The organism is Schlesneria sphaerica, from assembly GCF_044336245.1.
GTDB lineage: Bacteria > Planctomycetota > Planctomycetia > Planctomycetales > Planctomycetaceae > Schlesneria > Schlesneria sphaerica.
Genome location: NZ_CP172346.1, coordinates 5,599,362 through 5,623,762, shown reverse-complemented (window position 1 = coordinate 5,623,762; position 24,401 = coordinate 5,599,362). Strand labels below are relative to the sequence as shown.

Here is a 24,401-nt window from a genome sequence, read left to right as displayed (position 1 = left end):
AAGTCACATTAACACAAAGCCCTTCTCGGTGGCATGGCGAACAGGGTGACTTTCATTCGAATCATGCTCTGAGTCAAACGGCAATTCCTCGCTCGGATTTCCTTGGTGGCGGCCGATTCCATCAGACGGTTAGAATCTTCGTTCCTCAAATGTCTGTCGGAATCTCTGTCGGAATCACGGTCATCTCCTGAAGGAATTGATTGATGACGCGACCGGTGCAGCTTGCGAAACGTTTCCATCTCTTCGCATTTTTCTGCCTGCTCGTCATCAGCGTTCCATCGTGGGCAGAGAGTGACCAGCCCGCCGACGGCATCGAATTCAACCGAGAGATACGGCCTCTTCTCTCTGACCGCTGCTTTGCCTGTCACGGCCCGGACGAGGCGAAGCGCGCCGCAGACCTTCGTTTAGACGACCGAACGGCGGCGATCGCGAAACGGGATCACTCACCCGCCATCGTTCCCCTTCAGGCCCGCATGAGTGAGTTGATCCGCCGAGTCGAGTCGAACGACGAATCGACAAGAATGCCGCCCCCGTCCTTCGGCCCGAAACTCTCCCCTGACGAAGTGGCACTGCTGAAGCGATGGATCGATGAAGGAGCGGACTATCAACCGCACTGGTCGTTCGTCTTGCCCCGGCGTTCACTTCCGCGCAAGGATCTCCACTCCGAGACTGTGCGAAGTCCGATCGACGCGTTTGTTCAGGAAAAGCTTGGTCGGGAAGGACTGAATCCCACCCCCGAAGCGGACCGAGCGACCCTGATTCGGCGACTCAGTTTCGACTTAGTCGGACTCCCCCCGACCCCCGGCGAAGTCGCCTCATTCCTGGCCGACTCCTCTCCCGATGCCTGCGAGAGACTGGTGGACCGCTTGCTGGCGTCCCCTCGCTACGGCGAACGGATGGCCACGAACTGGCTCGACGCTGCACGCTATGCCGACACCAATGGCTACCAGACGGACGGTCCGAGATTCATGTGGCGCTGGCGTGACTGGGTCATCAACGCTTTTAATCAAAACCTGCCGTTTGATCAGTTTACGCTCGATCAACTTGCTGGCGATCTGCGGGAAGCCCGAGTCTCGTCAAGCCCTTCCCCCGAAATCAGAGCGGGCGGTCACACTGAAGACGACCTCGAACGTCAGCCCTCTCTCATTGCCAATGACCGCCTGATCGCGACGGGATTCAATCGGAATCACCGTGGAAATGCCGAAGGGGGAATCATCCCGGAAGAGTTTCGGATCGAATATGTCGTCGACCGTGTCGAGACAACTTCGACAGTCTGGCTGGGACTCACAATCGGCTGCGCCCGCTGCCACGATCACAAATACGATCCGATCTCACAGCGTGAGTTCTATCAGCTCTTCGCGTATTTCAATCAGGTGCCGGAGCCCGGAAAATACATCCGCAACGGCAATTCCATGCCTTACCTCCCCGCCCCGACCGCTGACCAGCTACGTCATCTGTCGCTGCTTGAGCAGGAGCGTACCGCAGCCGATGCCGCATGGCAGGGACTGGCCCCGTCGGTACTCATCGGAATGCGGTCCATGGTGGACTCAATCCGGGGTGACTCCGTCCCGGTCGAATGGTCGTACACTCAAGGACTCGACTCCCACCTTTCCTTTGATGGCGGGACAGGGATCCAGGGAGCGGTCAACCAGGTCAGTTCCCAGAGCCGTCTGGCGAGAGACCTGCAGATCCCCCCGGCCGAACTCGATTCGCCCCAGGAACGGGTTGGACAGTGGCACGACGGCGAACCGACTTACGAATCGGGACCTCTGGGTCAGGCTGCGACCTTCGATGGACGCCGCTGGATCGACGCCGGGATCGCAGGGTATCTGGGCGAGGATGAATCGTTTGTCATTTCCTGCTGGGTCAAGCCGCAAGCGGACCATGCCATGACAATTCTTGCCCGCATGGATCACGAGAACTCGTCACATGGCTATGAGCTGCGGCGCGAAGCGAATGGTCGGTTACGGGTCCTGCTGTCGGGTCGAATCCTCGATGACCTCATCCGCGTCGAAACCGAAGAGACGTTGCCCAAAGACGAATGGACCCACCTGCTGGTCACCTACGACGGATCCAGCGCGGCGCGCGGGGTGGCGGTTCGGATGAATGGCGAACCGAGACCGCTGAAAGTCCTGGTCGATCTGCTGAGCAACCCCATTCGTGCCAAAGTTCCGCTGCGCGTGGGGGGCGGTGGGAGCGCGGCCCCCTTTGTTGGATCAATTGACGAGCTGCGGTTCTATCGAGGCCGCATCACGTCGCAGATTGCCCGATCTCTGGCTTCTGGCGAATCCATCTCTGCGATCGCCACGCGGACACTGGAGACACTCGGTCCGAACGAACTGGAAAAATTGCGGGAATACTATCTGGCGAAATACGCTCCCGAAGTCGAACGACAAGCGCGCCAGCATCTGCTCGACGCACGGACCCGATATGCCGAATTCCTGGCAACTGTCCCCACCACCATGGTGATGGAGGACGCCCCAAACCGCCGCGAGACTCGACTGCTGAAGCGAGGTGAATACGACAAGCCGGGTGAAGTTGTCGAATCGGCGCTCCCTGCCATCCTTTCGAACCTCACGGCACAGGACAGCAGCCCAGTCTCAACACCTTCCAATCGTCTTGACCTCGCCACCTGGCTGGTTTCACCAGAAAATCCGCTGACGGCACGTGTGACGGTAAACCGCCTGTGGCAGTCTCTGTTCGGCATCGGTCTGGTGAAAACATCGGAAGACTTCGGGATTCAGGGGGAAGCACCCAGCCACCCTGCGTTACTCGACTGGTTGGCGATCGAGTTCTCGGGCCCCATCGCCAGCGATGCGGGCAGCAGGTTCGCGTCGCCAAGCCCAGATGACGCCTCGCACCCTGGTTCGAAACATGCTCCGTTCGCGTGGGACTTGAAGAAGTCCTTGCGAACGATCGTTACTTCGGCCACCTATCGACAAGCTGCCACCGTGTCGCCGGATCTTTTGCAGCGAGATCCGGAAAATCGATTGCTGGCACGAGGCCCGCGCGTGCGACTTCCCGCAGAGATGGTGCGCGACGCCGCGCTGTCCGCCAGTGGGCTGCTTGCCGAACGGCTGGGCGGTCCCAGTGTCAAACCCTATCAGCCTGCAGGTCTGTGGGAAGAACTGAGTGCGGAAGCGGTTCCGGGACCGTTTTCGGTATATGTTCAGGACCATGGTGCGGATCTGTACCGCCGCAGCATCTATACCTATCGCAAGCGCACGGCGCCCCCTCCGGCAATGACCGTCTTTGACTCATCCACGCGCGAAGCCTGCCGTGTGAGCCTTCCTCGCACGAATACCCCCATTCAGGCACTCAACCTGATGAACGATGTCACTTATGTGGAAGCGGCACGCGTTCTCGCGGAGCAGGCCATCGCCGGTGGAGGAACTTCCGCCCAATCCCGAATCGACTGGGCGTTTCGCCGGATCTTGTCCCGCTCTCCCGGCGACCGCGAGCTGAACATTCTGACCGAGGGATTCGAGCGGAGAAGAACGACTTTCCAAGCATTCCCGGAAGAGGTCGAGAAGCTCATTTCCCTCGGGGAGACTCCCCCACAGACCTCGATTCCGCCAGTGGAACTGGCTGCCTATACCGCAACGATCAGTGTTATTTTCAACCTGGACGAGTTCGTCGTAAAACCGTGATTTTCACGACGGGCAGGCGTTCCCGCGAGATATGCGATGTCCCACTCACCTGGCAGTTCCCCTTTGGCCCCTGATCATCCTTGTGCGGTCGGCGATTGCCTGTCTCGACGGAGCTTGCTCACGGGAGTGGGGTCTTCGCTGGGATTCGCCGCACTCAGTTCCCTGTCGGCTGAGGACCATTCTGAGAAAACCGCCCGTGACCGTACGACCACGGTACCTCATACCAAACGGCCACACGCGGTTCCGCGTGCAAAGCGAGTCATCTTTCTGTTCCAGTCAGGTGGCCCGTCGCAACTCGAGTTGTTTGACCCGAAACCAGAACTGAAAGCCCGGCAAGGAGAGGACCTGCCCGAGTCCATCCGCAGAGGACAGCGTCTGACCAATATGACGGCGGGACAGAGCCGGTTTCCGGTCGTTCCTTCGAGATTTCAGTTCTCGCGGCACGGCGAATCGGGGGCAACTCTCAGCGAACTTCTGCCGCATCTGGGACATGTGGCGGACGACATCTGCTTCATTAAGTCGATGTCGACCGAAGCGATCAACCATGATCCGGCGGTCACGTTTCTGACCACCGGAGCCCAGCTTGCGGGACGCCCCAGCCTCGGGTCGTGGCTGTCGTATGGCCTGGGTTCTGAAAACCAGGACCTGCCCGCGTTTGTGGTCATGCTGTCTCGCGGAACCGGCAGGCCCAATGACCAGCCACTCTATGATCGGTTGTGGGGTTCCGGCTTCCTCCCCTCACAACACCAGGGAGTCAAACTGCGAAGCGGGAACGAACCAGTCCTTTACCTCGCTAACCCTGCAGGAATTGATCCCCCAGTGCGGCGAGGAATGCTCGACGATCAGGCGGCCCTCAATCGAATCCAGCTGGATCGGCTGGGTGACCCCGAGATTGAAGCCAGAATTGCCCAATATGAGCTGGCGTTTCGCATGCAGACATCGGTCCCCGATCTGGCGAATGTCTCGGACGAGTCCGATCATACCTTTGAGTTGTATGGACCGAATTCCCGTAAGCCGGGAACCTTCGCGGCGAACTGCCTGCTCGCGCGAAGGTTAGCGGAACGAGGGGTCCGATTCATCCAGTTGTTTCATATGGGCTGGGATCAGCACACCAACCTGCCCTCTCAGATCCCCCAGCAGGCACACGATATCGATCAACCGTGTGCCGCCCTGATTCGCGATCTGAAACAGCGCGGATTACTCGACGACACGTTGATTGTCTGGAGCGGTGAATTCGGACGGACCGTTTACTGTCAGGGAAACCTGACCGCCGAAACTTATGGCCGCGACCACCACCCTCGCTGTTTCACAATGTGGATGACAGGCGGAGGGGTGCGCGGCGGACTGACGTACGGCGAGACGGACGAATACAGCTACAACGTCTCGAAAGACCCAGTTCACGTCCACGACCTGAACGCCACGATTCTCCACTGCCTGGGCATCGACCATCATCAGTTGACGTTCAAATTCCAGGGGCGCCATTTCCGCCTGACGGACGTCCATGGAGAATTGATTCGGCCGGTGCTGGCCTGAAGTTTGCGAGTCGATCATCCGGATCGCCCCTTCTCATCACGCTGAAAACACCGTTCACGCTGAAAACACCAGCCACCCTCGCCAAAGGGGGGCGTCGGGGACCCGTTCCTCGCGGACGAGAACATTTGTTCACGATCGTTAGATCGGCTTCCTCCAGGTCCACAGCGCCGATGCCTTCTGGGAATCCGTCAAATTCGAAATCCGAACCGATGGGATTTCCGTTCCGACGTTGAGCTGAATTGTTGTGATCGGTTGGGTACTGTGGAAGAATTGGATACTGTATTAGAATTCCACTGTGTATTGCGAAATTGAATGATCTGCTTCGATGATGGGCAAACCTGCCTGGGCGAGCGGGCCGTTTCGAGGTTTGACCGCAATGTTCGCCCGGGGGTGTCAGTTCGCGTACCCCAGTCCGTTTTTTCAAATTTTGTATTTTTACTTCGGGGAATAAAGAGTATGCCCGCTTGGCCAGGCGGCCCATGTCCGCAATGTGGCGAAGATATGCCACCGAATGTCATTCACTGTCGAACGTGTCGTCAGCTCCTCAATCTGGAACTGGAGAAAGAGAGCGTTGAGATTCCCACGTTCTTCCCACTTCAGGAGGTCGAAAGCGTGGTTGAGATCACCCCCGTCGGGCTGTTCATCGAGTGCACGAGTTGTCACCAGGAATTGAAGATCAATCGAAAGTACCTGGGACAACGAGTGCAGTGCAAGTTCTGTTCGGCCGACTTTTCCCTGGATCCAGCCAGTAAGGCGGTGATCGAAGCCGATTCCTACGCTCAGTGTCCCCACTGTCAGGAGTCACTCCGCTTCGCTCATAAGTACGTCGGGTCCAAAGTCGCCTGCCGCTTCTGTCACGGTAAAGTTCATATCCTTGGTCCTGAATAGAACTTGAGGACGTGAACAAGCTTGAGTCTGACGACGGCCGCATCCCCGTTCGCGAACGCGTCTCGTTCGCGCAGAGGTATCGGGCAGGCTCGCGAGAATCAGTTCACAGCTGCAACGATCAAAAACACTCTCTTCCCCGGCCGGGGACGGGATCGCGGGTCACTTTCGTCCGCAGACGATGCCCCCCTGGCTCAGTCCGAACTCCGCCATCATTCTCCCCCTCTGAGACCCCAAGGCCCGGTCATCACCGGGCGTTTCTCCTACCCTCTGCCGCAGGCAAATCTGTGCAGTGGGTAACAATCGTCACCCTCTGGACTGCACGATCGTGCAAGTTTCTTGCATTTGCTTTTTTAAAAAGCAATAATCATCCAGCATCTCTGCATCACATCCAATTTTCCGGCGACGAAGGTTCTCGACTGATCAGTTCGAGAATCGCTCGTGAACAGACGCACTGGGACTTTTCAGACGTGGCGACTTCTCGCCAATGGGTTTGCCCTTATTGACTTTGCGGATCGTCTTAAACAAGTATTGCGACGTTTTGTCTTCATTTATTGGCTTCGTCATTTTCCAACTTGTTTCGAGGAGTGCGTTCTATGGTCATTCAAACTTCAAACCAGCGTAAACGTGGTTTTACACTCATCGAACTATTGGTGGTGATTGCCATCATCGCGGTGCTGATCGCCCTTTTACTACCCGCCGTGCAGCAGGCACGTGAAGCAGCGCGCCGCACCCAATGCAAGAACAATCTTAAGCAGATGGGCCTGGCCTTTCATAACTACCACGACGTCTACGGCCAGTTCCCGCTGCCAGCTATTCTTAGTATCGACGTCAGTAGTGGTTCTTTGCGTTTTGGGCAGACAATCGGATGGGGAACATCCATTCTTCCATACCTGGATCAAGCTCCAGTGTTTAATTTGTACAATGTTGGCGTATCCGTCTATGACCCTGTTAACGCGGCAGCCATTGCCTCTCCGCTTAAAGCATTTGTATGCCCCTCCACTCCACGCAACGGCACGACGACCACCTACTCCATTCCTTCAGGCACCGTTCTCGCCAGCGGATACCCCGGCACTGCACAGACCTATAACTTCACCGGCGGAGCCTCTGACTACCTCGTTCCTTCCGGTGTCAGAGGGGTCTTCAGCAATCTGGCATACCAGGGAACGTCGTATACGGGCGATCGTAGCGGATACGCGACCTGGTCTATATCAGTCCGCCCGTTCGAACTGGGTTACAGCAGTGGTGGCCGTCCCGGGCGAATCGCGAACATCACGGATGGATCGTCGAACACAGCATTGATTTTCGAAAACGCCGCTCGAAACACGTTGTATCGTCGAGGCAAAGCGATTGGGAGTTCCGATCCAGAAGCCGCCGCGATCGGGATCAGCGGAGGGGGAGCATGGGCTGACGCCGTTTTTTCGGGCGATATCTGGATTAACGGAACTGGCTACAATGGTGAACTTCTAGGTGACGGTGGACCGTGCGCGATTAACTGTTCGAACCGAGCCCACTCAGGAATGTATTCCTTTCATGTCGGCGGAGCTCATACTCTGATGGCTGACGGAGCTGTTCGATTTGTGAATGAGAACACTGCCGCTTTGATCATCGCGTCAATTATCACCGCCCAACGTGGAGAGATCCTCGGCGAATTCTGACGAATTCCAGTACGTTCGTTGTCTTTCAGGGCAACTCTGCATCTGGTGGGGTGCCCGGTTCTGCTTTGACTTGATGAGGCATGGTTCATGGTTGGGCACCGATTCCTGTTAATGATGGTCACACTTGGAATCTTTCTCGGGTTCATCGGGTGTGAGCGAGGACCGAAAGGGGTCGTGCGCGACAAGGTGAGCAAAGTAACGGGGACCCTGCTTATTGACGGTGAACCCGAGTCGATGGTGGCAGTTCGCCTGATTCGGGTGAACGGCCCCGATCCCGAGGCGGGCACATCACAAGTGATCGTCCCCTCCGCATACACAGATGACGAAGGGAAATTCACCATCGGTACATACGAAGGCGGCCCGAATGCAGATGGAGCCCCTAAAGGTGATTATGCAGTCGTCTTTCAGTGGGGACAGATCAATTTGATTGGCGGCAATTACGCTGGTGACAAGTTCAAAGGTAAGTACTCTGATCCAGAAAAATCAGAAATTAAGCTGACCGTTGCCGACGCCCCTGTCGATTTGGGCGAAATTCAGCTCAGCACGAAATAGGAAACTGGAAGCATCACACGTCTTCAGGTATGCCACACAATGCAGCTGCACCATTTCGTGCCGATGAATTCACATCCCTGTAAGCTCAGCCAACATGCCCCCCACGTCGTTCAAGTCACGCGGGACCCCACTCACATTGCCGTTCGTCACGAGAACATAGTTCAAACACGTTTTGGTGGCGGAATAAGACTTGAGACCGTGGAATCCCGGTCGGAATCGGCCGGTCGGCATCGTCGATGAGCCACTGAAGCCCTCTTTTCCGACGACGCCGCAGGATTGTCGCGGTGAAGCTGATCACCTACGATAAAATGACTGAAACTCATTCCTCTCTTTCTCTACGAACATTCACCAAAACTTCACGAGAGTTGACTAGTTTGACGTTCGTCGAGACCAGTCCTCGGCATTATTCCTTCAAGGTTATTTCACAACCTGTGAGCAATTGCTGTGGCATCTGGTTTTATAGGCAGAATTCCATCGACCGCATATGCAAAATGGATTTCGAAACTGCTTCTCAGCTTTAGGGATTTCAATGTCAGAAAAGCCTCTACGTAAGCGTCAGCGCGGATTTACTTTGATCGAATTGCTGGTTGTCATTGCCATCATTGCGGTCTTAATTGCCTTACTTTTACCAGCCGTTCAACAGGCACGGGAGGCGGCTCGACGAACACAGTGCAAAAACAACCTCAAACAAATTGGCCTAGCCATGGCCAATTATGAGAGCACCTACGGACGGTTTCCAATTCCTGTGTTTTTGTCCCTGATGAACTCAACGGGTTACAGTGGCGCTCTTAGCTCCACCGTCTGGTCATTGGCGGTGCTGCCTTACATGGATCATGCCGCGACCTTTAATCTCTACAACCAGAACTACAGTGCCTTTGATCCTGTCAATGTTACCGCCGGTCAGACGGTCATCACAGGATACTTGTGCCCTTCCACACCTCGATCAAGCACCAAGATCTCTTATGAGAATCCTTACGTGGTTGGAACATTTTCAACGGCTCCGTGGAACCTCACGAGCGCCGGGGCGATTGACTACATCAGCACCATTCAGGTCCAGCGACAGTTCGTCGATATCGTCTACAACACGACAGGTTCGGTCACGCTGGATGGTTGGGCCGTGGGCGGAAATGCGATCGCGGGGAACGTCCTCAACATCCCCACCGGGGGCCGAATCTCTGACATCACGGATGGAACATCCAACACGATGATGGTCGGTGAACTTTGCGGACGGAACACTCTGTACCGAGGGGCCCGCCAAGTGGTTCCGACCTCAGATCCGGAATCGGGTTGGCAAGCTTCATTCGGCGCGGGGGCGTGGGTCGATCCGTTCAATGGACAGTGGAAGCTCTCGGGGCGGAATTATGATGGTTCCGGTGATCGGGGACTCTGTACGATCAATTGCTCGAATGCTCACTTTCGCAGTGGCAGCCCTACCGAATATTCCGCGGGACTCTACTCCTGGCACACGGGAGGAGCCCAGATCCTGCTCTGCGATGGGTCAGTCCGTTTCCTGAGCCAGAACATCAGCGGCATTACGATGGTCGGGTTGGTCTCCGCCCGAGGTGGCGAGATCATCGGCGAGTTCTAATTGTGGAACAAAAAATCTCCGCATGGGTGCAGGACTGATTTGTTACACAGATTCGTAACGCGGCGCGTCAGGAGTCTCCCCACAATCGGTTCTTCAACCACGGCCCCCTGGCGTTCTTGAACGCGATGGAGTGCCCTCCCCAGGGCCATCACTAACTGGGATATAACGTTTTAGAGACAACGCGTGAGAAAGTGGAAACTCCCGGTGAGTTCACTGAGTACTCCCACACAGGCAGAGGCTCCCCACATGTAAGGTGTCGGGAGCCTCTGGAATTAACGGACTCGCTTTGTCAGCAGTCCGCCCTATGACGACTTGTCACTCTTTGAGTACGATTTGCCTCGGAAACTGGAATGCACACACGGAAATTTGAAATCTATTTGTGGATGGTTCTGGGAGGACTGATTTCCGGCTGCGCGCCTGCTCAGCAAGGGGGGCCTCGAATCGAAACCACCCCGGTGACGGGTATCGTGGAAGTCGACGGTGAACCTGCGGAAAATCTCCTTGTCGAATGCCATCCCCTGCCCGGCACAGAAACGATCAAGTACCCCTTGACCGCCTTAACAGACGCGGAGGGACGTTTCTCGATGTCGATGTATCAGGCCGGAGACGGGCTGCCAGAAGGGACCTACAATCTCGCATTCGTCTGGGAAGAAATGGGGATCCCGCCCAAAGACAGACTGAAAGGGGCCTACGCCGACCCCAAAAAATCCAAACACCAGCTGACCGTTGTGTCCGGTGAGTCAAATGACATTGGGTTAATTGAGCTATCGACGAAAGGAGCGAAGCCCTAGACCTTCACTCGCATTGCATAACCCCACTGCTCGGCCTGTTGCCTCGTCTTCTGAAATCACGGGCTGACATTGAAAGTCTTGCTACACACTGTTTCAATCATTCTTCCTGTCCAATTAAATCACTTCTGAACAAAGAGACGCTATGAAATTTGTTCGACCGAACTGTTTGACTTGCCTGATGCTGGTTTTTGCCAGCACGGCATTCGCCCAGTCGTCCCCCGCTCCGGTCGCATCACCGCTTCAGGATTACCTGAACCTGCCAGACAAGACCTTCGCCTGGAAGCTCAATGAAAAGATTGAGAATCCGCTGGGCAAGATCTACGACGTCGAACTCGCGTCGCAGGCCTGGATGGATATGACCTGGAAGCACGTGATGATGGTCTACGAGCCAGCCGACCTGAAACACAAGGACCATGTGCTGCTCTTCATTACCGGCGGGGGCAATCTGAACAAGCCCAGCGATGGTGACCGCATGATGGGCCTGCTGATCGCGAAACTTTGCGGGGCACGGGTCGCCATGGTCCATCAGGTCCCCAATCAACCCCTGCTGGGTGGCCGCAAGGAAGATGATCTGATCACAGACACCTTCCTCTTCCACCTCGCCACAGGTGATAAACGCTGGCCGCTCCTGTTCCCGATGGTCAAAAGTGCCATCCGAGCCATGGACTGTGTCGAACAGCTTGCAGAAAAAGAGTGGAACGCGCCCGTCAAGGGGTTTGTCGTCACGGGAGCGTCGAAACGAGGATGGACCACGTGGTTGACCGGAGCATCCGACAAACGGGTCGTCGGCATTGCCCCCATCGTGATCGATACGCTGAACTTCCCCAAGCAAATGGACTACCAGATCGAAACCTGGGGACGCTACAGCGAGCAGATCGAAGATTACGAACGGAAGGGACTGATCAAGCATCTGCAGGAAGACAGTGACTTCCCGCTGTGGCGCTGGGTCGATCCCTGGTTCTACCGCGACCATCTGACTCTGCCGAAATTGATTATTAACGGTACCAATGACCGTTACTGGACGGTCGACGCTCTGAACGTCTATTGGAATGACCTGTCAGGCGACAAGTACATTCGTTACGTCCCCAATGCAGGACATAGTTTGCAGGGGGGCCGCGAAGGGGCCTTCGCCACACTGGGGGTATTCTTCCAGCACGTGATCGAAGGAAAGGCGTTACCCGCCATCGACTGGAAGCACGAAACCCTCGGCGACGCTCTCCAGTTGACCATCAAGTCAAACCAGAAGCCCACCGCCGTGCGGCTGTGGAAGGCATCCTCAGCCACCAAAGACTTCCGTGAGTCGAAGTGGGAAGCCAAACTGATTAAGGACACCAACGGCGACTATATCGCCACGCTGCCGAAACCAGCGGACGGACACGTGGCTCTCTACGGCGAGGTTCAGTTCCACGCCTATGGACAAGACTACACGCTGACAACACAAATTCGCCGCGAGTAATTTCCGCAGGCAACGTCCCTCCGAATTGAGTCCCCATCGGGGTCGGGTATTCTTACTTTCAGAATCGGCACTCCAGCGCCCCATTCGCCGTGTGGGCCGAGTGCCGATTCCGAAAGTGGGACGCCCGACCCCGATTTTTCTTTTACCCTTCTTTGTTATGCTATCGATGCGGGGCTTTCTAAAACACGAACTCGATTTTGAACTTCAAGAAGATCATGACGAAGACCACACCCTGGACTCACCTTCCTCCCCTGGCCGGACTTTGTTCTTTCGCCGATGCTCAGCGATCAGGACTCTCCGTTGAGGAGTGTGTCACGTGGATGAAGCGGCATCACTACCTGCTGGTCCGGCTTCATCAGATCTTCACCGCACGGATCACGGCAGAACCGGTCTACGAACTGAAAACGGCGTTCAGTCTGCACACCTACTTGTGTGCCGAGCACGCCACGGCAATTCGGCAGCGGGTCAGCGAACTGCGTGACCCCCCGCTGGGTTTGGAGGTCGTTCCGCATCCCGCACTCGAACTGCTCTGCGACGAAGTACTCGCCGCCCCCACGCATACAGAATTAGTGCTGGGAATCTACGATGTGATTGTTCCCGCACTGCTGGAATCACTGCAGCAGTATATTTCGACCACGAACCCTCTGTCCGATTCTCCTTCCGTCCGGATCGCCCGTTTCTGCATCCTGGAAATGGAGGATCTGCTCACCTTCGGCCGCCAGGCGGTGAATTGCCTGGTCGATGCAGAATCGGCTCGAAAGCGTGAATCATGGCGATCGCTGCTCATGGACTGCCTGGCACATGCCGGTGGTGTGTCTGGTCGCGACGCATGTGTTTTGAAATCGAAAACGGACGTGGCTGCGGCCGCGGAAGACGGCGACGAGGTCCACTCCCTGGTTCCCCAGTTTTCTGCCGTCCCCTACGAATACGATCCCATTCCGAAACGGGATGCGCGATTTCAAGACTCGTTTAATGGCGGGGTCAATCCGGAAGCATTCCTCTACGACGAGCGTTTTTCGGCCCGGGACAAATCCCTGATGATGTTCTACAAGCGTCTGAGGGAAATTGATGTTCCTGAAATGATGGCCAGTATTCTGGTCCAGACGCCGGGCAAGCCCTGGAAGTATTATCGTGATATGACTCGCCAGCTCTGGGACGAGGCACGCCACGCGATGCTGGGGGAAGTTGGCTTTGTGCACCTGGGGATTGACTGGTCGCAAATTCCGATCAACTTCACCTGGTCGCGAAACCTGAATACGCAGCTCAAGCCCTGGGAACGCCACGCCGTCCTGTTCTTCATCGAGCAGGGACTGATGCCCCGTACGGGCAAACGCTACGAATGGGAAGTGGGACTGGCTTCAGGCGTTCCGCTGGCGGGACTGTTCCAGGACTTCGACTGGGCCGACGAAGTCCTGCATGCCCAGATCGGGCGTGAGTGGTATGTCAAAGAGTTTGGTAACCTGAACGAGGCCATGTCGTATGGGGACCGTTGCTGGTCTCAGGTTCTGAGTCACTGGCGCAACTATCTCGACGAAGGCCTGACCCAGCACCGAAACTGGTGGCCAGTCATCTATCGCGCTGCGTGCGAACACTGGGGTGTCACCCCCGATCCTGACGCACTCGCCTTCAACACCACCTACGAAACGACGCGCGCTGACCTGCAGGAGATCCACTAACGATCGCATGTCGAGAGGAAGTGATTGATCCGGCCTCGCCGTTCACTCAACAGCGGGCCCCCCGCTCTGTCGGGGTCCGGAACGGCAGGCATGAGATACGCCGCAGGGATGAGCGCGGAAGGGGGGCGCTCGTTTGCTCTACTCAAGAAGTCGCATCGGTGGCCAGATGTCGGACTGCATCGCATTCCCCCCCATACCGCAGGTCTACATGTCTGCCCATCGGTCGTCAGTGATGATTGCGGTGAGCCGAAAGAATCCAACAGATCCGAAGGTTCTAATGGATGCCCCTCGGCGGTGCTCTTTTTGTGCGGATGTGCCTTCTGGCTGAGCAATCTACGATGAGCTTCGAGAAATTGAATCTCTTTCAAAACTCATTTTCTGCATGACATTCGCCCGGAATCCATTTTATTTGCGAGCCGTCACGTTGCGGCACGCCCCTTGCTTTCGTATCTCTTCGTCAACAAGACTTTGACTTCGACTGCTGCAAGGATGCAGATATTGAACATGTTTCGCAGTCGGTTCCACCAAGGGTAAGTCGGCTGGAAGTGTAGCCGGAACTGGTCTGATGGCCAGAGCCGGGCGAGCGCCTATGCTTTCAGCCGACTCCTCTTTTTGGAAACGACTGCGAAACTTTTTTGACAGGACAATCCAGCGCTGATTGCTGAGGTGGATTACCTGAAAGTCTCTCGCCCTCTGCGTTACGCCTCCCGGGCATCGGTCAACAACTTCGGCTGACGTGCTGGGACCAGCAACGAACGACAACTTCTGGCTCACGGCCTCGAACAGATCAGCGTGAGACTGTGTCCCCTTCGTTCACCGTTCCTTCCGCCCTGAAATGACACCGCGAGCGGGCGTTTCGTCGCTGCATCCGTGCCACCTTCACGACAGTGGCTCACCAGACACAGTGGCTCACCAGACATAGTGCACGGCGATTCGGGCTTTGCCGTTCTTCAATTGAACGGGAATCAACAGTTCCTGCTGCTCACCCGATTTACGAACGAGCGGCTGCACGGTCTGCGAATCTTCAACCTCGATCTTCCAAACCCCTTCGATCTGATAAAGACCGGTTCGTTCCGTAGTAATCGACTTCCCCGAGGCTGCTCGAAACCAGAGACGTGAGGTTTGATCCGCCCGGTCAGGGGCATTCTCAAAAACCAGGCTCCTCTTCAGCGAGGGATACTGCCCCTCTCTGGCCACAGGCAGCGGCGTGTCACTGATGGTCAGTCCATTCCACGAATAGCGAAACGTGGGTCGGTTGGAATCGTCCAGACGGTATCCAAGAAACTTGAACCCCCGATCGCGGGCGGGTGTCGCAGGAAATTCCTGATCGAGTGCATCGAGAATAGCGAGTGGACTCTGCTGCGGCAGGAAGAGTACGTCGTCTCCCAAGGGGTCGGCAAACCCCTGCCCTCGCCCGGTCCAATGTTTGGAAGCGTCGATGAACGCCCCATGCCAGATGACAGCCAGACGCATTTCATTGGCGTCGAACGCGAGGTTGACTCCTTCGGGGTATCCGACACCGATTCCTCTGCTGCCCGCTCCTTCGATGAAATTTCGGTAGAGAATCGGCTCGTTGGTCGGCTTCAATTCAATCGGTTCCCGGACAAGCCCTGCGGGGACTGCGGCTTTCTCGGCATCGGACAGATAGAGCCAGACGGCCTGTACCTGAAGATTAACGTCGGCATTGAGGACATTCCGGACGGTCGTCTGTCCGAACGGCCACGGAGCGGGCATGCGTGTTCCACGTCGATAAGCCTGGGGATCCAGTACGTATCTGTAGAACCATTCCGGTCTCAATCGTTTATGCATCGAGGTCAGATTTATGGCGCGGACACCCGTCGAAGGGTGCGGACCGAAGTCGTGACACTTAATGCAGGACAGAGACTGCCCCCCCACCATCAATCGCCCGTGTGCCTTCACGCGATATTCCGGCTCAGTAAAGTCGGCCGGTGGCAACGGATCAGGCTGCTGGTCAAGTTTGCGGAACTGGTCCACCAGGGGTTCCACATTCGTCGCTCCGTAGCGGGGCATGCGGGTGACCAGATATTCCTGGCGATCATTGCTGCTGTGATGAAGAATCTGCCGCAGCCAGTCTGCCCGCAGCTTGTCACCGACTCCTGTCAGCGTGGGAGGAAGGCGACCTTCGTTTCCCATTTCCCGCTGCCGCGACTCGAACGCCCCGTCGCGTTCGGCTTCGGCTCCCCCCAGACCATTGCGCTGATGGCAGGCGTAACAGTTCAAGGTCGTCAGCGTACGATGTACGCCTTCCGCGAGAGTTTCTTCGAACGGTACCTTCAGCGCCAGATGCAGGGCCGCTCGCTGGGCCGCATTCAGCCCGTACCGGGGATGGTTGCCGGAAATGTGTTCGGCAAGACAGCCTGAATCAGGTCGTACCTCAACCAGTGGCTTGACTTTGAGTGATGACGCGATTCGTTGACCATCCACATTTATGACATGACACGCAGCACATCCCATGCTGGCAAACAGCTCTTTTCCTTTTGCCGCCAGTTCAGGCACTATCACGAACGATGGCTGTTCTTCGGTGGAAGGTTTGGGTGTTGCCTCGAGCGACAGCAAACCGCTGAGGGGTTGCTGGGGCAATCCAGGCCCCTTGATCTGCACTTCCAGCGTCGCTTCCCCTCCACCCTGGAAATACTCGACAACCACCTGATGCTGGCCAGCTCCCAGGACTTTTCGACCCTGCACCGTCTGATGGGGATGTATGCCGTCACAGTCCAGGACGACGTCGTGATCGATGACGAGCCTGCTGCCGTCATCCGATCCCAGCCAGAACTGGAATTCACCGTCGTTCTGAACATTGAGAAGTGCGGTGAATTGGATGGCGTAGTCGTTTGCACGCCCGGAGACCGATAAATCAAAACCAAAGCACTCACCATCCCCCACCGGTTTCAACTCACGGAAGTCGGGTAGTTTCTCCCAACTTCCGTGAAACAACAGATACTTCGACGTCGGGCTCAGGTTTTTATCCTGGACGAAGAAATGAGCCAGACTCGCTGCTTCTTCATCGTTCAATCCCAGCGAAGGCATTCTCCCCGAAGGGCGGGACTTGAGTGGATCCTTGAGGAACGACATCAGACCGGATGTCGTGTACTTCTTTTCCAGATCAGGCAGGGGTACCGACGTTGCAAGCGGCCGCAGATCCGTCCCGCGTGCGTCGTGGCACGCCAGGCATCCGGATGTTCGAAAAAGGTGGGCTCCCTTTCTGGCGGCGGCGGGATTGGGATTGGTCAGCGTCAACCCCCCGGTGGAGGCGAGAAAATGGGTGAGTGCCTCTGCATCCTCGGCCCGCTTGGATTCGGACAGTCCCTCCATCAGGTCAGGCATCGTCGTGCCAGGTTTCGTCGTGTGAGGACTCAACAGATAAGCACGCAACCACTCGGGCTTTACTCGAGCCCCAATGGTGTCGAGAACGGGTGCCTGCTTCGAGGCCAGTCGGGTGCGAGTCTCTTCGTCAACGGCATGACAGGCGACGCAGTTGAGTTCACTTAACAGCACACGGCCACCCGTTTCAGGGCTCAGTGGGATCGGTTCGCTGTCGTCGCCCTCCTCCTCGGCATCCGCTTTTGGTGGGTGAGCCGGCGGTGCATAGAAACGTTCAAACCCTGGCAGCCGAGGGGGGACGAGTTCAGCAGCGAAGAGGTGACTTTCCCGAACTCCGACAATCAGAAGGACGACACAGCACGCCGAACGCACAAACATCTCGCAGACTCCCTGTCGAGTTCTGGAAAACGGTCCCGTCTAGATTGGTGTTCTATTCTTCAGTCCCTGCAACGTCGCACAGTTGCCCTGTGGCCAACAAGAATGCCGAGGCGACCTGATCGAGAATTCTTTCAAGATCATCCCTTCGGCATTTCCGTTCGACCGAGTGCGGAGTCGTACTCACTGATGGCTGGAACGAGCATGGCAAGTGTGGTGAAGCCGTAAGCCGCGACAACGAACAGACAGACCCCCAACGTCTGACCGAGCAGGAAGCTGGTGATCGCATAAAACGTGCAGAACGGCAAGATTCCAGCCGCTAGAGTAAGGGCCGGAGATGGGTTGCGGTGGGTGAGCGACGCCCAAAGCCCCAGACTTCCCCCCAGGATGAAGACCAGAAAGCTGGGAAGCTGCAGGCCGAACGAAGCGCGGGCCTGAAGGATCAGGATCATACAGATGAAGATCCCGACAAACAGGAAGAACATGGTTCCAAGACTGCTGGCGATTGCCGTCCGGGATACGGTGTAACTCAAACCCGAATGCAGCCCCAGCATGGCGGCAAACGTCACCAGCGACAGGAAACCGAGCGCAATGTAGATGAAGTTCTCGAGTGTCAGTTGGCCCTGTCCGAGATACCAAATCATGAACAACAGCGGAATCAGAATCAATTCTTTGCTGTTATACAGAACCCCACCAAGCTTTCCGAAAATGAACTCTTTTGCACTGATATCCGTCGCGAGCAGCAGTTCCAGTGTCCCGGTGTCTCGTTCACTGGTGAGCGCCGTCACTCCTTGAGCATTGATCAGCAGCATCGAAAGGAGACTCAGCGAGACGAAAGCCGCTCCGACCGGCGAAATCATTCCCAGCACCAGGGGCGAATTCGGCGGAGCTGTCAGTACCGAATAAAGAGCCGCAGCGGCGATCACCACATAGGCCAGCTTGATGACGATCACTTTGCGTCCATACGCTTTCGTCATCATCTCTCGCCAGATGACCGGACTGTTCCAGACCGGACGGGGTGGACGAACAACGCCTCGGTCATTCTCGTCGAGCGTGGCCATATCGCCCAGGGTGCGGGATGGATTCCAGACACGAACTCGAACGATCGTAAAGAGAATAATCAGCACCGCCACCAGCAGGAGCAGACCCGATGAAATGAGCGCCACCGCCGAATACGAGAAGCGGCCGGCACTGTTCAAGGGATCCAGCACGCGCGCCATCGCACGAAATGGGTTGAGCGAACCGATGATGATGCCGACATCGGACAGACTTCCTGTCACTGTCAACACCCCTTCAACCACCCCCAGAAAAAAGACGATTCCGATGAGGGTGATCGCCAGGGTCTGAAAGGTCTTCTCGCGCCAGAAAGCGACCAGCGAACCCCAGCTTCCCGCCACAAGCCCCGAAGCGGCAGAGATGGCGACCGCACACGCAACCTGCTGCAGCGAGACCCCTCCCAGCATTTGGACGAGGGTAAAAACGGGGATCGACGCGGCCAGAAGCACTCCGGGCAAAAGCAGGCTGGAACAGAGCTTTCCCAGTACCAGTTCGCGGTCGCGCAAGTCCGTCATCAGCAGGAGCAGCATCGTCCTGCGGTCTTTTTCCTGGGCCACGTTCCCGGCGGCGAAGAGCGCCGCGAAGAAAATCATGATGGCGAGCTGCACCATTGTCAGCACCTGAAAGACCAGTTGCCCATAACGAGCGATGTCTCCCAGGTTCCGCACCTGCTGCCAGCCGAACGTTGTCTGCGCCGCGGTGTACATCAGCACGAAGAACGCGGCGACATATCCCGACCGGATCAGAAAGTGCGACAACTGGCGGGGAACCGTCAATGCCTCACGCGAAAACAAGGGGCCAGCGAGCACAGGATCAGCCTCAGATGTATTGGATAAAGGCGACGAATCGGGGCCATTTCGCGTCCACTTCCGTCGCTGAGATAGATGCAATTACGTCGTGCGTATCATACGAACGAAATTCGCTTTCTTCGAGTTAAGCGACGAACGCTGTGCGAAATTCCCGAAACTCTTGTGTCCCCGAACTTTCGGTACGGATGATTGTGCCGGGCCCATACTCGGCAGCACTCAAGCGGCGCAGCCAGTCACAGAGACATCAGCTTTCATCGGCGGCGTCTTCCGTGGGGGCCGGGGCGGCAGCGGAATCGTCCTTCATGAGTTCTCTCAGCAGCGTCGTGGCGTAGACGCCGCTGGGAAGAGTGAACTTCAATTGAATCCCCTCACTGACCTGGGCCGTCTCCAATTCCGCAGGCCGTGCAACGAATGAACGGCGAGCCCCCGAAAGCAATTGACTGTACTTCTGGAACAGATCGAGGGTGAGCCCCGATTCCGCCAGCAGTTTGGTTTCCCGCTCCAGGGTGACCCCGTGGGGACTCAACATCTTCACCCCGAACATGGGCCCCGTCACAGTGACCTCACCCGCATCAAGACGTGCCTGCTCTTGAGTGACATCTTCCGAGACGAATTTTCCTCCCGATTGAGTCACTTCAAGGATATCCCCCTCCAGCACCGTGTGCAGCAATCCCTCCTGCAGTCGCTGAGACAGCGCCTGGTTGAACAAGTCGGACTGAACAGCCGATAAAGCAAGTCGCAACAGGAACTTCCGTTTGGAATACGGAATCTCTTGCGGTTTTTTCACTCCCGTCAGCAGATCCAGCCCCAGTTTCAGCGTTTCCCCATCGTGACCGAACCGCTGATCTCCGTAATAGTTCGGGAAACCAAACTGGCTCAGTCGCTGCACAACCGATTCAGCGACTGCCAGCGCGTTTTCGGCGGGATTGCGGATGACAATGGTGAAGCGGTTGCCGCGCAGATGGCCCGTTTTCAGTTTGTTGACGTGAGGAGTGGCCTGAAGCACAGTGATTTGATCCGAATTCAGGTCCCCCACCCGTTCCTGACAACTGATGGGAACCGAAACGTACTGTCGGGCGACTGCACGGCGGTCCTTAATCCCCGCGAAGCCGATGTCGTTCGGTGAAACCGCGAGCGTGCTTGCCATTCGCCGAATCAACTGATCATGCGGAATATCCCGCTTTTGAAGCCACAGAAACAGATGCTGCCCTTCACCACCCGGTTCGTAAGCGGGAATCTCTTCAACCACAAAATCTTCAGGCTCGACTTTGATTTCGCCCCCGATTCCCGGCAGGTCGGCGGTGAAATAAGGAAGATTGTTGCTGGCTTTGGGCATGGTCTCAGGTTCCGTCGAGTAGACATCGTCATTGGCGGCTTGGTGAATCGCGCAATCGCTTCCACCGTCGTACCGAATCCGGATTGTAGTGGATGAGCGAAGCGAAAGGGACAGAGGGTGCGTCGCCCCCTTTTGCCATCGCCCTGGGAAGTCCCACAAGAGGAATCACCACAAAAAATTTTCCGCCCGTACCTACTGGATCTCGGCCTGGACGATCGAAGACTGGCTGTCCTGCTGCAATGCGGTCCCGCGCGAGTTCTTCGCCTGATCTCGCGAGATCAGGAACGCCCCGACCAAGACGAGCAGAACCCCGGAACCGAGAAACGTCAGGTCATAGACAAGATGGTCAGGAGTTTCCCTGACGTGGTGCAGATGCAGAATGTGATGGTCAAGAATCCCTTCCACCAGATTGAACATTCCCCACCCCAGCGGCAATCCTCCCGCGAGCGTGTAGCCCGACCAGGGAACTTCCGCCCTGTTACTGGCCTTCCATAACAGGAGCAGTCCAGTGCAAGTCATCACCCAGTTAAACAGATGGAACATCCCGTCCCAGAACATGTTGATTTCCAGATTTCGAATCACAACCAAAGGATCGGGATCAACTTGGGGATACTTCGCCGACAACATCCCATGCGCTTGCAGGATCTGATGGAACACAATTCCGTCCAGGAATCCACCCAATCCGATCCCGAGAGCCGTTGCCGCAGCGATCAGAGGGCCTCGATGGGTTTTCATCTTGTTTCTCGCAGGGAGGAAAAGTTCGGTTCGGAGTAGGTCGTCGCAGGATCCCCAGACGGTTCCGTCGCCGCAGTGCGAATGGGGCAACCGAGGTAGAGCCAGCGCAGGACGAGGCAAAAGACGGCGAAGGGCAAGACCATCACGAGAGTGTTCGGCACGAACGACGCGGAAAAGATTTCATCGCGGACCTGATTGAGGCCGTTTGTCCCCTCGCAGAATGGACAGGCCAGCAGTGTGATCGCCATCTGCGTCTCTCCCATGATTTCTGATTAGGCCAAGCAGATTCCGTGGCCGCCCGTGTCGCAGCTGGACCAATCGGCAGTGCTCTCGAGCAATGGCCGACGACTCCCGAGGAGAGGTCGTGGTGCAACGAGCGTTCCGGCGGAGCAATCAGGCAGACTCGATTCCGGGGGATCCCATTCGAGCAGGCCGATGTCGCCTGGTTACGCACTCTTGCCCCATCAAATATTGCGGTTCCTCCTTCGGTTAGGCTCGGAAATACGGCTTGCTGAAACGTCGGGCTGGACGTTGACCATCCAGCAACGTCGTCGCGGAACGGTTGCGGCCGTTCTGTTTACGCCCCCTAGTGGCAGGAGGAGTCCAACCGGAATTGCCGGTTTCTCCGCAGGCGGACTTCGCTTGAAGCCGCGATCCGATACACTTGAGCTGATCCTCTCTTTCGGAAAGCGATGTCCCATGCCCGAATTTCAAATTGCGAGTCCGTTCCAACCTTCGGGGGACCAACCCGCCGCCATCGAATCACTCGTCAGAGGCATTCGCGAGGGCAAGAAGGACCAGGTGCTGCTGGGTGTCACCGGTTCGGGCAAGACCTTCACCATGGCCAATGTCATTCAGCAGATGCAGCGACCGGCGCTCATCCTGTCACACAATAAGACGCTGGCAGCTCAGTTGTACGGCGAATTTCGCGAGTTCTTCCCCAACAACGCCGTGGCCTATTTCGTCAGTTATTATGACTACTACCAGCCGGAAGCCTACATCCCTCAACGAGACATCTACATCGAGAAGGATTCCTCAATCAACGAGGAAATCGATCGACTGCGATTGCTGGCGACGAGTGCCCTGGTCAGTCGACGTGACGTGATCGTCGTGGCCAGTGTCAGTTGTATTTATGGATTGGGTTCTCCCAAAGATTACCTCGAAATGATGGTGCCACTGACCGTGGGAGGAACCATTGACCGAGATGACCTGCTGCGGCGACTGTGTGACATCCAGTATTCACGGAACGATATCGCCCCCGCCCGCAGTAATTTCCGTGTCCGGGGGGATGTGATCGAAGTCTGGCCCGCTTATGAAGAATTTGCCTACCGGATCGAACTGTGGGGTGATGAGGTCGAGAAGCTGTCGATCATCAATCCCCTGACCGGGGAAGAAGCTCAGCGACTCAACGACATCTACATTTATCCCGCCAAGCACTATGTCCTTCCCGAAGACAGGATCACTTCCGCGACCGATGAGATCGAGAACGAGCTGAACGTTCAACTCGAAAAGTTCCAGCAGGAAGGGAAGCTGATTGAGCGGCAGCGGCTGAACGCCCGAACGCGGCACGACCTGGAACTGTTACGTGAGATGGGATTCTGTCCGGGGATTGAAAATTACAGCCGTGCTCTGTCCGGTCGAAAACCGGGTGAACCGCCGTTTACGCTGCTCGACTTCTTCCCCGACGACTTTCTGCTGTTCGTCGATGAATCCCATGTCAGCATCCCCCAGATTCGGGCGATGTTTAATGGCGATCAGGCACGCAAGACGACGCTGGTCGAGCATGGCTTTCGCCTGCCGATGGCATTGGATAACCGGCCGCTCAAGTTTGAAGAATGGAATGCCCGACGTAAGCAGACCATCTTCGTGTCCGCCACTCCCGCCGACTGGGAAATTGAGCAGACTGCAGGAGAGGTTGTCGAACAGGTGATCCGTCCCACGGGTCTGCTCGACCCCACCATTTCCATCCACCCTGCCCGGGGCCAGGTGCCCCATTTAATCGAACAGATCAAAGCCAGGACCGAGAAAGGTCAACGAACACTGGTCACGACATTGACCAAACGGCTTTCCGAAGACCTGACGAATTACCTCACCGAAGAAGGAATCAAGTGCGCCTGGCTGCACTCGGAACTCGATGCCTTCGAACGTGTCGAAATTCTCCGAAACCTGCGTGAAGGCAAGTACGACGCCGTGATCGGCGTGAACCTGCTCCGCGAAGGGATCGACGTCCCCGAAGTGTCACTGGTGGCCATCCTCGATGCCGACAAGGAGGGCTTCCTGCGCAGCGCCACGAGCTTGATTCAGACGATCGGCCGATCAGCCCGTAACGTGAATGCGGAAGTTGTGCTTTATGCAGATCGTGTGACCGACAGTATGCAGGAAGCGCTCGACGAAACGAAGCGCCGTCGCATCCTTCAAATGAAGTACAATGAAGAGCACGGAATCACGCCGGAAACGATCAAGAAAGCCATTCGACGGGGTATTGAAGAAGAAATCGAAGCCAAGCGAATGGCCCAGAAAGTGATCGGCGTCGAAAGCGAAAGCCAATACGTCACGCAGGAGTACCTCAATGAACTTGAGGCCGAGATGCTTGCAGCGGCTGAATCACTGGAATTCGAGCGTGCGGCGAAGCTGCGGGATCGGATTGTGCAACTGAAGAAACAAATGGGCAAGCCCGTCCCCGCGGAAGACGATAGCGCCAGTCCCAAGAAGGGCCGCGGTCGTGGACGCAAAGGGAGTCAACGCAAGCCAAACCCCCATCGATAGAGTATCGGGGATGCCTGCCGCGTCTCAAAGCTTTTGACGGACCTTTCCAAACTTTGGTACACTGCAAGCTCCCAAATTCCTGTCATGAAATCCTCTTTTTCCGGTCGATTTTTTCGTGGGAAGTAATGATGAAAATCGTATTGCCTTCTCGTGTGTCGCATACGAGTTTCATCACCCGACCAATGCCGTCGTT

Annotated in this window: 15 protein-coding genes; 10 read left to right on the top strand and 5 right to left on the bottom strand. The window is 56.5% G+C overall.

Going from position 1 to position 24,401, the window contains the following annotated elements; genetic code table 11:
- Nucleotides 1–203 precede the first annotated feature (203 nt).
- From ACGY09_RS20360 to ACGY09_RS20320, 9 genes are all read left to right on the top strand, one after another.
- Nucleotides 204–3,650 carry a DUF1553 domain-containing protein gene (locus tag ACGY09_RS20360; protein WP_397569209.1) on the top strand — a complete coding sequence of 1,149 codons (3,447 nt, stop codon included), beginning with the start codon at nucleotides 204–206 and terminating at the stop codon, nucleotides 3,648–3,650.
- A gap of 36 nt (nucleotides 3,651–3,686) precedes the next feature.
- Nucleotides 3,687–5,183 carry a DUF1501 domain-containing protein gene (locus tag ACGY09_RS20355; protein WP_397569208.1) on the top strand — a complete coding sequence of 499 codons (1,497 nt, stop codon included), beginning with the start codon at nucleotides 3,687–3,689 and terminating at the stop codon, nucleotides 5,181–5,183.
- Nucleotides 5,184–5,639: 456 nt separating this feature from the next.
- On the top strand, nucleotides 5,640–6,071 hold the full coding sequence (locus tag ACGY09_RS20350; RefSeq protein ID WP_373653142.1) for a hypothetical protein: 432 nt from the start codon (nucleotides 5,640–5,642) through the stop codon (nucleotides 6,069–6,071).
- 593 nt (nucleotides 6,072–6,664) lie between these two features.
- A complete protein-coding gene (locus tag ACGY09_RS20345; RefSeq protein ID WP_397569207.1) occupies nucleotides 6,665–7,726 on the top strand; it encodes a DUF1559 domain-containing protein in 1,062 nt (353 codons plus the stop codon).
- A gap of 87 nt (nucleotides 7,727–7,813) precedes the next feature.
- Nucleotides 7,814–8,278, top strand: coding sequence for a hypothetical protein (locus tag ACGY09_RS20340; protein WP_397569206.1), 465 nt, complete (start codon nucleotides 7,814–7,816; stop codon nucleotides 8,276–8,278).
- Between the two features lie 529 nt (nucleotides 8,279–8,807).
- A complete protein-coding gene (locus tag ACGY09_RS20335; RefSeq protein ID WP_397569205.1) occupies nucleotides 8,808–9,866 on the top strand; it encodes a DUF1559 domain-containing protein in 1,059 nt (352 codons plus the stop codon).
- 350 nt (nucleotides 9,867–10,216) lie between these two features.
- Nucleotides 10,217–10,657, top strand: coding sequence for a hypothetical protein (locus tag ACGY09_RS20330; protein ID WP_373653146.1), 441 nt, complete (start codon nucleotides 10,217–10,219; stop codon nucleotides 10,655–10,657).
- 142 nt (nucleotides 10,658–10,799) lie between these two features.
- On the top strand, nucleotides 10,800–12,113 hold the full coding sequence (locus ACGY09_RS20325) for a PhoPQ-activated pathogenicity-related family protein (protein WP_397569204.1): 1,314 nt from the start codon (nucleotides 10,800–10,802) through the stop codon (nucleotides 12,111–12,113).
- Nucleotides 12,114–12,328: 215 nt separating this feature from the next.
- Nucleotides 12,329–13,789 carry a hypothetical protein gene (locus ACGY09_RS20320; RefSeq protein WP_397569203.1) on the top strand — a complete coding sequence of 487 codons (1,461 nt, stop codon included), beginning with the start codon at nucleotides 12,329–12,331 and terminating at the stop codon, nucleotides 13,787–13,789.
- Nucleotides 13,790–14,698: 909 nt separating this feature from the next.
- On the opposite strand, the gene ACGY09_RS20315 is transcribed toward ACGY09_RS20320, so the two are convergent.
- From ACGY09_RS20315 to ACGY09_RS20295, 5 genes are all read right to left on the bottom strand, one after another.
- Complete coding sequence (locus ACGY09_RS20315) at nucleotides 14,699–17,509, bottom strand: c-type cytochrome (protein ID WP_397569202.1); 2,811 nt, start codon at nucleotides 17,507–17,509, stop codon at nucleotides 14,699–14,701.
- 137 nt (nucleotides 17,510–17,646) lie between these two features.
- On the bottom strand, nucleotides 17,647–19,371 hold the full coding sequence (locus tag ACGY09_RS20310; RefSeq protein ID WP_397569201.1) for an ABC transporter permease subunit: 1,725 nt from the start codon (nucleotides 19,369–19,371) through the stop codon (nucleotides 17,647–17,649).
- 244 nt (nucleotides 19,372–19,615) lie between these two features.
- Nucleotides 19,616–20,707, bottom strand: coding sequence for a tRNA pseudouridine(13) synthase TruD (gene truD / locus ACGY09_RS20305; RefSeq protein ID WP_397569200.1), 1,092 nt, complete (start codon nucleotides 20,705–20,707; stop codon nucleotides 19,616–19,618).
- 192 nt (nucleotides 20,708–20,899) lie between these two features.
- A complete protein-coding gene (locus ACGY09_RS20300) occupies nucleotides 20,900–21,442 on the bottom strand; it encodes a DUF2243 domain-containing protein (protein WP_397569199.1) in 543 nt (180 codons plus the stop codon).
- Nucleotides 21,439–21,690 (bottom strand): hypothetical protein, encoded by a 252-nt coding sequence (locus ACGY09_RS20295; protein ID WP_397569198.1) that lies wholly within the window; start codon nucleotides 21,688–21,690, stop codon nucleotides 21,439–21,441. The genes ACGY09_RS20300 and ACGY09_RS20295 overlap by 4 nt, the downstream gene beginning before the upstream one ends.
- A gap of 451 nt (nucleotides 21,691–22,141) precedes the next feature.
- On the opposite strand from ACGY09_RS20295, the gene uvrB reads away from it, so the two are divergent.
- A complete protein-coding gene (uvrB, locus tag ACGY09_RS20290; protein ID WP_397569197.1) occupies nucleotides 22,142–24,208 on the top strand; it encodes an excinuclease ABC subunit UvrB in 2,067 nt (688 codons plus the stop codon).
- Nucleotides 24,209–24,401 lie beyond the last annotated feature (193 nt).